The following is a 14,355-nucleotide window of genomic DNA, read 5'->3' as shown; positions in this document are numbered from 1 at the left end:
ATGCTATTTAGGGAAAATAATAAAAAAATATTTTTGCCATTACCGAGTCGCTGCAAGGAGTGATTATTATGAATAGCAATACCGATAAATTTAAGTTTGCTACTTTTGCCGGCGGATGTTTCTGGTGCATGGTTCCTCCATTTAAGGAACTTGACGGTGTGCTTGAAGTGATTGCCGGATATACGGGAGGGCATGTGACAAATCCTACCTATGAACAAGTATGTTCAGGAAATACAGGACACTATGAGGCGGTAAGAATTAAATACGACCCTGAAAAAATTGGCTATAAAAAACTTCTTGATGTATTTTGGAGCCAAATCGACCCTACAGACCCCGGCGGGCAATTTTACGACAGAGGACCTCAGTATTGTACCGCAATATTTTATCATGACGAAGAACAGCGAAAACTTGCCGAAGCTTCCAAAAGAGAGATAGAGAGCGAAGGGATATTTGACAGACCTATTGCAACAAAGATAATAGAAGCTAAAGAATTTTATCCTGCAGAAGAGTATCATCAGGATTACCACTTGAAGAATCCGGACCATTATAACAGGTATAAAGCAGGTTCGGGCCGGGAAACCTTTATTCAGAAAATTTGCGCTGTAAGAAATACTTCCGGAAAGAGATATACAAAACCCGATGATGATACTTTGAGAAAAACGTTGTCCCCGCTGCAGTATCAGGTAACTCAGGAAAACGCTACTGAAAGACCCTTTGACAATCAGTATTGGAATAATGAAAGAGAAGGAATTTATGTAGACATTGTTTCAGGGGAACCTTTGTTCAGTTCGAAGGATAAGTTTGATTCGGGATGCGGATGGCCGAGTTTTGACAGACCGCTGGTCAGGGAAAATATAGTGGAGAAGGTGGATAAAAGCTATTCAATGGTACGTACCGAAGTACGAAGCAAACATGCCGATTCCCATTTGGGCCATGTATTTAATGATGGTCCAACGGAAACAGGTTTGAGATATTGTATAAATTCAGCGGCTTTGCGTTTTATACCTGTAGAAGACTTGGAAAAAGAAGGGTATGGGGAATATCGAAAGCTTTTTGAAAAATAATGTTGATATAGCCGTATGTAATTGCCATTAAAAAACAGTCAAAAGAATTAACGAAAAATGCATTCATTTTGATTATTGTAAACTCTTGAAAATTATGCAGTTCAATGATAGAATTAAACTAATTTTATTACCGTTTTTTGCGTAGACTGCAACATGGAAAACCAGTTAACGTGCCGGAACATGTTTGTTCTATAAAGTTATGTAAACCGTCTGTGGGCAAATAATGGCGGCAATGCATATTTTCGTCCTCTATGTTAATGCAGTTTGTGCTGCTTGAACATGCAGGGCGTATTTTTATACCTTGTATGAATGATTTTGAGGGGAAAGAGAGGATGTTAGAAAATGGCAATTACTGATTTTCTTGAAAGAAATGCAAAGCTTTATCCATCGGAGATTAGCCTGGTGGAGATAAATCCGGCCAATCAACCCGATCGAACAGTTACTTGGCGAGAATACAATTTGATTGAGACAAGTCCCAGTGAAAAATATAGGCGTGAAATGACCTGGAAAGAATTCGATATAAAGGCAAATCGTTTTGCAAATCTTCTACTAACCCGAGGTATTAAAAAAGGCGATAAAGTTGCAATATTGCTTATGAATTGCCTGGAATGGCTTCCGATATATTTTGGTATTTTGAAAACTGGAGCACTGGCTGTGCCAATGAATTATCGATATACTGCCGAGGAAATTAAATACTGCCTTGAATTGGCAGAAGCGGATGTATTGGTATTCGGACCGGAATTCATTGGACGTGTGGAACAGATATTTGACCATCTCCATGGTGTAAAAACATTTTTCTACGTTGGAGAGAACAGACCTTCTTTTGCTGATAGCTATGATAAACTTGTTGCTTACTGCTCTTCAACGGCACCGGCGGTTGAACTGAAAGATGACGATGATGCTGCAATTTATTTTTCTTCCGGTACAACAGGATTTCCAAAAGCCATTTTACATACCCACGCGGCACTGGTTTCCGCTTGTATTGTTGAACAGAAACACCATATGCAGACCAGGGATGACGTGTTTTTGTTGATTCCGCCCCTTTATCATACAGGTGCTAAAATGCATTGGTTCGGTAGTTTGATGGTTGGCGGTAAAGCTGTTATTTTAAGAGGTGTAAAACCGGAGTGGGTGCTCCAAGCGGTTTCGGAAGAAAAAGCTACTATTGTTTGGCTGCTTGTACCTTGGATACAGGATATTTTGGATGCTATTGACCGTGGTGAAATTAATCTAAAGGATTATCGCACAGAACAGTGGAGACTTATGCATGCGGGTGCTCAACCTGTGCCTCCAAGTCTTATTCGCAGATGGAAAGAGGTATTTCCGAATCATCAGTATGACACCAATTACGGCCTTAGTGAATCCTCCGGCCCGGGTTGTGTTCACCTTGGAGTAGAAAATCTTCACAAGGTTGGTTCTATCGGAAAAGCGGGATATCTATGGGAAGCCGCTATTGTAAAAGATAATGGGGAACCTGTGGCACCCGGTGAAGTAGGTGAACTGATTGTCAAAGGTCCCGGTGTAATGAAATGTTATTACAGAAATCCTGAAGCAACGGCAGAAATACTTAAAGACGGTTGGCTGTATACCGGGGACGTTGCGCGTATGGATGAGGACGGTTTTATATATTTGGTTGACCGTAAAAAAGATGTTATAATCAGCGGTGGCGAGAATATATATCCCGTACAAATAGAAGACTTCTTACGTACCCACGATGCTATAAAAGATGCTGCTGTTATAGGGCTTCCCGATAATAGATTGGGTGAAATTGCAGCGGCTATAATTGAGTTAAAAGAAGGTGCAGTTTGCACTGAAGAAGATATAAATGAGTTCTGTAAAGAACTGCCGCGTTATAAACGTCCACATAAAGTAATTTTTGCCCAGGTACCGAGAAATGCTACCGGTAAGATTGAAAAGCCAAAGCTTCGTGAAATATATTGCGGTAAAAGGCTTGTTGAAGCACAGACAACAAAATAGGTTAATAATAAGGGGGCTGTTGCATTACAGATTAGTAATCGTAATGCAATAGCCCCTTTTTATTATTGGCTTTAGCCTGATTCACACGCAAAGCGTGTGAATCAAAAAACCACCCGCTATGCGGGTGCGAGACAGGAGTTATACAAAAAATCACCTTTCCGTTATAATAGAGTTGTTCAAGCTACTATAATAACAAAAGGAAAGGTGATTTTAATGGCAAACAAAGAACACAGTTTAGCACGAACTAAATGGATGTGTAAATATCATATAGTATTTACACCTAAGTATAGACGAAAAATAATTTATAATCAATACAAACAAAGTATAAGGGAAATAATAAAACAACTATGCAAATATAAAGGAGTCGAGATAATAGAAGGACATTTGATGCCAGACCATATACATATGTTAGTAAGCATACCACCCAAAATGAGTGTATCAAGCTTTATGGGATACTTGAAAGGGAAAAGTGCACTTATGATATTTGATAGACATGCAAACTTAAAATATAAGTTTGGGAACAGACACTTTTGGGCGGAAGGATACTATGTAAGTACAGTAGGACTAAATGAAGCAACAATTAAGAAATACATACAAGAGCAATATAAACATGACATAATGATAGATAAGTTAAGTGTGAAAGAGTATGAAGACCCCTTTAAGGGGTAGTTGGTAATAAGTTCGTCCCTTTAGGGACTGCAAAAGTGACAAAGGCAAAGTGGCTTGAACGAAGTGAAAGCCAGCGTCTTTAGGCGCTGGCCGGTAACACGCCCTTATAGGGCTGAGCAAACCACCCGTTTTACGGGTGGTCATGATTTAAAATTAATATATCAACTTTCGCAGGAAACAACTGATAGCTTTGCCTTGATATGAACAGGCAAACAAGTGACAAAGTAGTTGAGAAACTCGTTGACTGTTTCCTTTGTCAAAAGCAGTTTTTCCTGTAAAGTAGTTTTTAAAGCCTCTATTATAAGCTGCAGTGCCTCATGGAATTTAATGTCCTCAAGTTCATCGCAGCAATAGTAGAACAAAGTACCAATAGTGCGTAAATCAGTATTATTGCGGTTCTCAACCGCTAACATAATGTACCTTGAAAAAACAATAGTTGTATGGGCAACCATCATATCATAAGAACGACCTTGAAATTCCTTAGCCAGCTTAAGGTATGACTTACACATCTTGAAGAATACCTCTATGTCCCAGCGTTTTCCGTATATCCTGATTATCTCTGTTTCGGGAAGACTAGTATCTGTAGATATGAGAGCTAGCCATTTACTCTTGTTTCTTCGGTCACGGACAAAGACAATTTTTGCCGGAATGTGGTTTCCTTCTTTATCGTGTAATTCTACCATAACTGAAGCAAGGTATTTTGATCTTCCTCTACGTTTCCTGACAGTTCGGTATATCTCTCTCAATGATTTTTTTTCACCATTGAAGTTATAGTAAATCTTGGGAGTATCCTTTACCATAGCTATCACATTAAGATTCATCTTACAAATTTTGATAATAGTAGCCGGAAAGGAGAACCAACTGTCAAATAAAACATATTTTGCTTTAATACCGGTAGCAACTGCTTGTTCCAGCATAGACAGAGCAGATTCCGGTGAAGTGGCTAAGGCATTCTGTCGGCGTTTAAAACCAACGGTTCTTTTATCTATAGTATTTTTCGCTGGATTAATGCAAACCCTTGGATTTGTTGAACTTAAAAGGTTGAAGGCCACAGGAATAAATGAATTACCGTCTGTCCAACCAAGTGTAAGCATACGAAAGCCTTTTTTATTCTTATTGCCGTCAGCATGATCTTTGACCCAACTTAAAAGCTCAACTGACTTGCTTCTTGTCCTACTGTAGAAGGAATCGTCAATTACAAAGGCATCAACCCGTTCATCTGACGTTAATCTATCGATATGATGATTTATGACCTTTGCAGAAAGCAAATATAAAAATCTTTGCCAGTTGATATGTATGGAATTTAAGAATCTGTAGACCACATCCCTTGCAAATGGTATATCAAAGCTTTCTGCTTTATAGTTCATAAACAGATTTTTGCCTGTAAAAACAAGTTCAAACAGTACTTTGAATACCGTAAGACAAGGAATACCTTTATCTTTATATGCGTTTGACTTTTTTAACAGATAGCCTACAGAAAACATTTTGAAAAAGTTATCAACTGTCAAAGAAAATCTATTTTCTTCCTTAACCTTCTGTGATACAATAGACATGTTCAAGAACCTCCAAATTGTCGATTTAATAGGGTTTGGATACTTCTATTATATCACATAGAAGGGGGTTCTTGTATTTTTTTATTGCCCAAATCTATTGATTTTTCAATGTTCAGTGCACATTATTCACGTGCGAAAGTTGATTATATTATTTTAAATTATATAAAAGAAAATAAATAAGTTACTGTAAAACAGATTTTGTTATATAATTCTAATTAATTTATTGTAAAATGGGGTAATTTAATTGTTCAGAAAGTATTATTGCATAAAACAACATGATATAACAGACTGTGGGGCAGCATGTCTTGCTACAATAAGTAGACAATATGGCTTAAGAATTCCTATAACAAAAATTCGTGAGACTGCTGGAACCGATAGACAGGGGACAAATGTATATGGTTTAATTAAGGCCGCTGAACAGCTAGGTTTTACTGCGAAGGCTGTTCGAGGAGATAAAGAAGCTTTTTTTTCAGAATTTCCATTACCCGCTATAGCTCATGTAGTTGTTGATAATAGTCTTTTGCACTATGTAGTTATACATAAGATAACAAAAAAGGAAGTAATTGTAGCTGATCCGGCAAAAGGTGTGGTAAAATATACACCTGAAGAGTTCTTTATGATATGGACAGGCATTTTGATATTGCTTGTGCCTTCAGCGCAGTTTAAGAAAGGGAATGAGACAAGAGGAATATTTTCACGCTTTTTTGGTTTGTTAGCTCCTCAAAAAAGACTGATAATTAATATTTTTTTTGCATCACTAATTTATACAGTATTAGGGATTTTAGGGTCGTTTTACTATAAATTTATGATGGATGACATATTGCCTAATAATCTTTCAAAGACACTTCATATTGTGTCGATTGGAATCATCCTTCTAAATGTATTTAAAATATTACTAAATGCTTTCAGATCACATCTGCTATTATATCTGAGTCAAAAACTGGATATTTCTTTGATACTTGGATACTATAACCATGTACTGCAGCTGCCGATGAACTTTTTTGGAACTCGAAAAGTTGGAGAAATAGTTTCAAGGTTTATGGATGCATCAAAAGTGAGAGAAGCTATATCAGGGGCTACGCTTACTATAATGATTGATACATTAATGGCTATTGCAGGTGGTATTATACTGTATTCTCAAAGTGCATATCTATTTGCTATCGCATTTATAATGGTTATAGCTTATGCAATTATAGTGTTTTCGTTTAATAAACCTATACGGGATATTAATAGAAAACAGATGGAGGATAGTGCCCAGCTTACATCTTATCTGGTTGAATCTTTGAATGGTATCGAAACTATAAAATCTTTTAATGCTGAAAGAAAGGCTAATATTGAAACTGAAAAGAAATTTATAAGATTATTGAAAAGTATATTTAAAGGCGGTTGGATAAGCAATCTGCAAACTTCATTAACTGACTTTGTTGCCACTATTGGAGGCGTAGTAATACTCTGGGTGGGTGCATATAGAGTTATCAAGGGAGATATGACAGTTGGACAGTTGCTGTCTTTTAATGCACTGCTTATATATTTTCTTGACCCGATAAAAAACTTAATTAATTTACAGCCAATGATGCAGACGGCAATTGTCGCTTCGGACAGGTTGGGAGAAATACTGGATCTTGAAATTGAAAAAAGTGAGAACGAGGATAAGAAGATTACACCAAAGTCTTTAAAGGGACGTATTGAGTTTAAGGATGTTGACTTTAGATATGGAACCAGGCAATTAGTGCTAAAAAATATTAATCTAACAATTAATAGTGGTGAAAAAATTGCTTTTGTTGGAGAAAGCGGTTCCGGTAAAACAACGTTGGTAAAGTTGTTGTTAAACCTTTATAAATGGGAAAAAGGAGAAATCCTTATAAATGGATATAACTTAAAAGATATAAATATGAATTATCTGCGCGAAAAAATAGCCTATATTTCTCAGGATATATTCCTATTCAGCGGAACAATTTATGAAAATCTGACACTTGGTATAGAAAATGCAGACATGGAAACTGTTATAGAAGCAGCAAAAATGGCAAAAGCCCATGATTTTATAAATGAATTGCCATTACGTTATGAGACTATGTTGGAAGAGAATGGATCAAACCTTTCAGGGGGACAAAAACAAAGGTTAGCTATAGCAAGAGCGCTGCTAAAGAAACCGGATATTCTTATCATGGATGAGGCAACCAGTAATCTTGATTCAATTACAGAAAAGGCGATTGAAAAAACTATAAATGAACATACACAGGGAATTACTACATTGATTATTGCACATAGGCTATCTACTATTATGAGGTGTGATAAAATCTATGTTATGGACAAAGGTGAGTTTGTTGAAAGCGGAACACATCAGGAGTTGATTGACAAGAAAGGTGTTTATTACAGACTGTGGAAAGAGCAGTTATCAGAAGCGTCAGAATCTTTTAACCCATTAGCAGAGGCAGTTTCTGAAACGGCAGCAACAAGGGAGGTGAAATAAAATGAAGATATATATCCAAAATATTAATGATTTAACAGATAGCCGTGAGATGCTTGAAGCAAAACCTCACTTTTTTATGACTTGTTTTATATATATAGTGCTTGCAATAATAGCAGTAGCATTAACATGGGCGTATTTTGGAGAAATTGATAATTATGTAAAGGCGACCGGTTCGGTAAGACCAGGAGATACAATAAGTACGATAAGAAATTCTGTTACGGGATATGTTGAAATAAATAACCTTGAAGAAGGAAAGAAAGTAAAAAAGGGTGATGTACTGTATTCGATTGGAATTGATAAAATATTGGCAGAAAAAACAGTGTATGAAAATCAGATAAAACGGCTTGAAACTGAAAATAAAAACTTGATTAAGTTTAAGCAAAGTATAATGGAAAATAAGAATCTGTTTGACAGTAAAAATATAGATGAGGCTGATTATTATAACCGTTATCAGCAATATGAAATTAGCCGAACTGTAAGTAACGAAGAATATACTAACCAGAGACTTGATACTGAGCAATTGAAAAATGAAATGGAATTATCATTAAAGTCAGCGCAAATTAATTATAAAAAAGTAAGTGATACACTCGAAAAGTTAAAGCTGCTTGAAGAATCTATAAAAGTTGGAAAAAACCTTTTTGATGAATCTGAAGTTGAATTTTTCAACCGCTATAATGATTATGAATTGAATGTTAAACAGCTTGAGATGAAAAAACAACAATGTGCTGATAACTATTCTAGTTTAAAAAAGCTTTATGAATTGGATGCGATATCGAAACAAGAACTGGAAACGGCAAAAAACGAGATGGATATTGCTACTTTGAATTTGGATAAATATAAAAACGAATATATGATGAACCTTAAAGCATCAATAACACAAAATGAGCAAAGCATTGATGAAGTGAGCGTATCAATGGAAAAAGCAAAGTCTGTTCTTAAAAAATTAAATGATAAGGGTCAGAATCCGGAAATTAAGATGGAGAAAATGAAGATAGATACATTGGTACAAATAGAAGATGCATTAATTGCAAATCAGAATAATTTGGATCAAGCCAGAAGTGCAATTAAAAAACTTGAAATGACTATTGAAGAAGCAACAGTAAAAGCACCAATAGATGGTACGATAAACCTTTATGTGGAGATAAGCAAAGGAGACTATTTGCAAAGTGGAGTAGAAATTGCTGCAATTGTACCGGATACAGCTACTCAGTACAAAGTACAATTAATGGTGAATAATAAGGATATTGCAGAAGTAAAGGAAGGGCAGAGAATAAAATACCGTTTTCTTGCACTACCTTACAGTGAATATGGAGAAGCTGATGGAACAGTGAAAAAGATAAGCACTGATGCGAGGATTGATAGCGAAAACGGTGTAAGCTATTATATAGTTGAAGCTACTCTTGATAATCATGAAATGAAAAGTTATAAAGGAGAAGTCAAGGAAATTAAGTCAGGTATGGTTTGTGAAGCACAGGTTGTAACAGGGTCAAAGAAAATATTGTACTGGCTGCTGGAAAAAATAGATCTGATAGACTGATAAAATTAGATTTTAACAGAATTAATTTGTAAAAATAGTGACATTTATTAAAAAATAGCTTATATAAAAATTGAAATTTTATTATAAACTTTACTTTTTATAATTTGTAACATCAACTAAAATATGTATTTACTTTTGTATTTTGCCATATTAACTTTACCTTTCAGTTATAAAAATTGATATTTTAAGATTAATACACTTTCATTTTTCGTTTTTTCGTATCTTCTAAATTCTAAAAAAAGACTAAAACACATAAGTAAAATATGATATTTAATCAAAAATAGTTAGATTGACTTGTTTGATTATTTATTAATAATATATTAATATGTGGAAAAAATAAACAAATGGTTTCGGAGTTGTAAATAAAAGGATGTGATATCTTGAAATTTAAATTTAAAGTGGAATTTTTATATTTATTATATTTAGTATTACCTTTTTTTATAGCTACAATGATTTTAAGTTTAAGTAAGTCAGTAGTATTTTCTTTGAAAGAAGCAATTATAGTGGTGATTATTTTATATTTACCTATTTTTATCATTTCATTAATATTTATATTTACTTCTTATTGTACTGTTGATGATAAAGGTATAAATATTTACTATGCCGGTTTTCTAGAAAGAATTATAAATTTTTGTGACATTGAAAATATTGAAGAAACAGAAGCGGGGTTCAATTTCCTTGCATTAGCAAATTCTAAACTGAAAATAAATGTAAAGGGAGAGAGTTACATTTTTGCTATAAAGGAAAAGGATTTATTTCTCGAAACTTACTACAAAAATAATATCATAGAATAAATTAAAAGAATTAAGGGAGGTCCAAATGTTTATTGTTATTTTACTTACAGCAATTGATCTAATAATTAAGTATGTAATATATAATAACTTTATGGATACTAAAATACTACTATTTAATAGATTTGTAGGTTTTCTGCCATTGATCAACAAAACTCAAATGTCATTTTTAAATAAAGAGTTAGGCATGGGAGTAAGTAATTCTGTTTTAATAGTAATAAATTTTTTATTACTACTAATTTTAATATTTTTGTATTATCGTTTTTACAAACTAGGGTATTTGAATTTCCATACAAAATTGATATTAGCATTGTTTATTTCAGCATCTATTTGTTCCATTACAGATAAAATAGTATTGGGCGGAAGCTTAGACTACATTTTGCTAAATAAAACAGTTTGTGATTTAAAAGACATTTATCTCATAATTGCAAATGTGTATGTCTTTGTATACATGATTAAAAATATTTCTTTTTCCTCATCAATAAAAGATGACTTACTACTTTTAAAAAAAATATTAGGACTGAAGGTAGAAGATAAATAGAAGGAAAAGCGGGTTTTGTGGCTGAAAAAGGATGTTTGACTCATATTCAACAAATCTTTGGTGAACTATAAAGTGCAATGGCTGTAAAATGTAATAATTTGATGTTAAATTATATAAATATTTTTAAACAATATAGCAATTATTATAGATGGATAGCAATTATATAACTATTCAGCTGAATACTGTTTGTCTTATTACAAAAATTATATGCTAAAATAAAGTTTAGAATTAAAATACATGGATATTGGAGCTAGAACATATGAGTTTAAGGTTTATATACGGTAGGGCGGGCAGCGGTAAAACCCGTTTTTGTCTTGAGGAAATCAAAACAAAGCTTGCGGATGGAGTTACGCATCCGTTGATTTTGCTGGTTCCTGAGCAGTTTTCCTTTCAGGCTGAAAGGGATCTTATTACAGTGCTTGGAACAGGAGGTATTCTTAAGACTGAGGTACTGAGTTTTCGCCGCATGGCTTACAGAATCTTCAATGAAACAGGTGGCATTACCTATCCGCATATGCATCAGGCAGGCAAATGCATGATTCTTTACAGGATTCTGGATAAAATGCGGGATAGATTTCGGGTGTTTTCCAAAACTACCGACCGGCAAGGATTTGTTAATATATTGTCTTCCATGATTACTGAATTTAAGAGATATAATGTGACTCCGGAAGCTTTGGAAGATGTCGCAAAAAAGCTTGAAGAGGAAGATCCTTTGAAAAACAAACTAATGGATCTGACTGCAATATATACTTTGTTTGAGAAGAACCTTGCAGAAAAGTACAGAGATCCGGATGATGACCTGATCACGGCAGCAAGAAAGCTTAGCTCCACTTCCCTTTATGACGGGGCTGAGATTTGGATTGACGGTTTTAACGGGTTTACTCCTCAGGAATATGAAATGATCGGACAGTTAATGATAAAGGCTCGGAGAGTTAATATTAGTTTTTGCACCGATTGCCTTGATACGGAAGAAGTTTGTTGTGATACCGATATCTTTTCACCGGTTAAGAAGGCATATAGGAAGCTTGTAAAAATAGCAGAGGAAAATAATATTGATTTGGAGTCGGCTGTTATATTGGATAAAGAGCCGTTGTACCGCTTTAGCGAAAGTCCCGAGCTTTCCCATCTAGAGAGGTATTTTTACACATATCCCTATAAAAAATATAACGGAAAGACCAGGGATATATCCCTCTTTTCTTCCATAAATATTTTTTCTGAAGTTGAAGCCTGTGCCAGGGATATTATTAGGCTGTGCAGGGACAGAAGAATGCGCTACAGGGAAATTGCCGTGGTTACGGGAGACCTTGAAGGTTATGAAAAGCTGATTGAAGCTGTTTTTTCCGAATATGGCATACCCTGTTTTATTGACCGGAAGGTGGATATATCCAATCATCCTTTAGTTCGGCTGATTATGTCCATGTTGGATATTTTCATTGAGAATTGGTCCTATGAAGCGGTGTTCCGTTATCTCAAAACCGGCTTGACCGGCATTGACCAGGACAGTATTGACCGTTTGGAGAATTTTGTCCTGGTTTGTGGCATCAGGGGCAGCCGGTGGACTGAAGAAGGGGAATGGAAAATGGTTCGTGGGCTACTTCCCGATGACAGAAGCCTTGAGGATGAAGAGGAAATGCTTGAAGATATCAATCACATCCGGGCGCAGGTTTTAGCACCGCTGATGGATTTCAGGAAGAAAACCAGGGGACGTATAAAAGCCTCTGAATTGTGTGAAAGCCTTTATGATTTTCTTTGCACCCTTGGGGTTCCGGAGAAAATAGAAGACAGTATTGAAAAGTTCAGAGAGGCTGGAAACCTGAACCTTGCCAATGAATATTCCCAGGTCTGGAATATAGTCATGGAGGTTTTTGACCAGATTGTAGAGGTTATGGGGGATGAATCAATTGGAATTGAGCGGTTTGCCAATCTGCTAAAGATTGCCTTTGAACAGTATAAAATTGGATTGATTCCCGCATCTTTAGATCAGGTGCTTGTAGGAAACCTGGAACGCTCAAGAAGCCATGAGGTAAAAGCGCTGTATGTATTAGGGTCCAATGATGGAATATTTCCGCCTACAGAAGTGGAAGAAGGCATTCTTTCGGATCGGGACAGAGTTACACTTAACAACGCCGGGATCCAACTGGCCAACGATACAAGGACACAGGCTTTTGACGGGCAGTACCTGGTATATAGGGCATTGACCACGGCCGGAAGTTATTTGAGGATCAGTTGGTCTATTGCAGACCATGAGGGTAGGACTTTACGGCCTTCCTTAGTTATATCCCGGCTTCGAAAACTGTTTCCTGACATTACTGAAACCAGCAATATCCTTTCTTCCGGTTCGGCATCGGAGGAAATGGAACTTTTGTCCTGCAGTACATCTGCATTTAAGCACATGATAACAGCTTTACGGCAAAAAGCGGATGGAAAAGAAATCAATTCTCTTTGGCAGGAAACATACCGCTGGTTTGCAGCTCAGGAAGAATGGAAGCAGAAATGTAATACACTCCGGAGTGCTTTCCGATATAAAAACCTGGCGCAGCCGGTAAGTCATGATAAAATTATTGAGCTTTACGGGAATCCTGCGTTTTCCAGTATATCCAGACTGGAAAAATACGCAACCTGTCCCTTTGCGTTTTATGTACAGTATGGACTTAGAGTACAAGAACGGCAAGTATTCTCTTTGCGTCCGCCGGATGTGGGCACATTTATGCATGCTGTCATTGAAAGATTTTCAAAGCTTGTTTCCGAAGGGGATATTTCCTGGAGAAGCTTTGATAAAGAATGGTGCAGTGCAAAGGTTTCGGAAATCGTGGATGAAATGCTTGAGAAAATGCAGGGGTGGGGAGTGGCTACTTCCAAAAGGTATACCGCTCTTATTATAAGGCTCAAACGTGTAATGACAAGAGCCATCTGGCTTATTGCCGAACACATTCGAAGAAGCAGTTTTAACCCTGTGGCATATGAAGTTTCTTTCGGAGAAAAAGGGCAGTATCCTCCCATTGTAATTGAGCTGGATTCCGGTGAAAAAATTTACCTTACAGGGAGAATTGACCGGGTGGATGAACTGAAAACTGAGGACGGCACCTATTTAAGAATTGTTGATTACAAATCGGGCAGCAAGGATTTCAAATTGTCGGATGTATTCTATGGACTGCAGATTCAATTGATTACCTATATGGATGCCCTTTGGGAAAACAGTGATAAAACATCAGACAAGTCGATGCTTCCCGGAGGTGTACTGTATTTTAAGATTGATGATCCGATAATTAGGACAAGCGGCAGAATGACGGAAGAAGAGGTTGAAAAAGCAATTATGAGGCAGCTGAGAATGAGAGGCCTTTTGCTGGCAGATGTAAAGCTGATCCGGGCAATGGATAACAGCATTGAAGGTACTTCCATGATAATACCTGCTACCATCAACAAGGGGGACGTTCTGGGGAAAAACACCTCAGCAGCCACACTGGAACAGTTCAAGCTGCTTCGAAAATATATAAGAAAGCTTTTGAAAGATTTGTGCGATGAGATTATGAAAGGAAATGTGTCCATAAAGCCATATAAAAAGAAGGGGACCACATCCTGCAAATACTGCAGTTTTTTATCGGTATGCCAGTTTGATACTGCAATGAAAGAAAACTCTTACAAGCTCCTTTACGATAAAGACAACGAAGAAATATGGAAGCTGATGGCAAAAGAGGAAGAAAAGGCAGAGTTTTTTTCAGATTCCGAAAGCTGATGGTTTTCAGTAAAAGTTTG

9 protein-coding genes are annotated in these 14,355 nt (G+C 36.2%); 8 read left to right on the top strand and 1 reads right to left on the bottom strand.

Features of this window, described 5'->3' with window-relative positions:
- Window positions 1-68 precede the first annotated feature (68 nt).
- The 3 genes from msrB to tnpA all read left to right on the top strand — a co-directional run bounded on the left by msrB (window position 69) and on the right by tnpA (window position 3,710).
- Window positions 69-1,064, top strand: coding sequence for a peptide-methionine (R)-S-oxide reductase MsrB (gene msrB, locus CLOCL_RS16610; RefSeq protein WP_014256419.1), 996 nt, complete (start codon window positions 69-71; stop codon window positions 1,062-1,064).
- Window positions 1,065-1,406: 342 nt separating this feature from the next.
- Window positions 1,407-3,041 (top strand): class I adenylate-forming enzyme family protein, encoded by a 1,635-nt coding sequence (locus tag CLOCL_RS16605; RefSeq protein ID WP_014256418.1) that lies wholly within the window; start codon window positions 1,407-1,409, stop codon window positions 3,039-3,041.
- A 213-nt stretch (window positions 3,042-3,254) separates the two neighbouring features.
- Window positions 3,255-3,710 carry an IS200/IS605 family transposase gene (gene tnpA / locus CLOCL_RS16600; RefSeq protein ID WP_014253709.1) on the top strand — a complete coding sequence of 152 codons (456 nt, stop codon included), beginning with the start codon at window positions 3,255-3,257 and terminating at the stop codon, window positions 3,708-3,710.
- Window positions 3,711-3,871: 161 nt separating this feature from the next.
- On the opposite strand, the gene CLOCL_RS16595 is transcribed toward tnpA, so the two are convergent.
- Complete coding sequence (locus tag CLOCL_RS16595; protein ID WP_014254049.1) at window positions 3,872-5,263, bottom strand: IS4 family transposase; 1,392 nt, start codon at window positions 5,261-5,263, stop codon at window positions 3,872-3,874.
- A 244-nt stretch (window positions 5,264-5,507) separates the two neighbouring features.
- On the opposite strand from CLOCL_RS16595, the gene CLOCL_RS16590 reads away from it, so the two are divergent.
- The 5 genes from CLOCL_RS16590 (at window position 5,508) to addB (ending at window position 14,335) form a co-directional block, all read left to right on the top strand.
- On the top strand, window positions 5,508-7,733 hold the full coding sequence (locus tag CLOCL_RS16590; RefSeq protein WP_014256417.1) for a peptidase domain-containing ABC transporter: 2,226 nt from the start codon (window positions 5,508-5,510) through the stop codon (window positions 7,731-7,733).
- A 1-nt stretch (window position 7,734) separates the two neighbouring features.
- Window positions 7,735-9,270 carry a beta-barrel domain-containing protein gene (locus tag CLOCL_RS16585; protein WP_014256416.1) on the top strand — a complete coding sequence of 512 codons (1,536 nt, stop codon included), beginning with the start codon at window positions 7,735-7,737 and terminating at the stop codon, window positions 9,268-9,270.
- Between the two features lie 380 nt (window positions 9,271-9,650).
- Entirely contained in the window at window positions 9,651-10,064 is a 414-nt protein-coding gene (locus CLOCL_RS16580) for a hypothetical protein (protein ID WP_014256415.1), read from the top strand.
- Between the two features lie 25 nt (window positions 10,065-10,089).
- Window positions 10,090-10,602, top strand: a complete 513-nt coding sequence (locus CLOCL_RS16575) for a signal peptidase II (RefSeq protein WP_014256414.1) — start codon at window positions 10,090-10,092, stop codon at window positions 10,600-10,602.
- Between the two features lie 259 nt (window positions 10,603-10,861).
- Window positions 10,862-14,335, top strand: a complete 3,474-nt coding sequence (gene addB, locus CLOCL_RS16570) for a helicase-exonuclease AddAB subunit AddB (protein WP_014256413.1) — start codon at window positions 10,862-10,864, stop codon at window positions 14,333-14,335.
- Window positions 14,336-14,355: the final 20 nt, after the last annotated feature.

It is taken from the genome of Acetivibrio clariflavus DSM 19732 (genome assembly GCF_000237085.1).
Classification (GTDB): Bacteria; Bacillota; Clostridia; order Acetivibrionales; family Acetivibrionaceae; genus Acetivibrio; species Acetivibrio clariflavus.
Note: the sequence above shows the minus strand (reverse complement) of the source record. Positions and strands in the feature narration are given on the sequence as shown.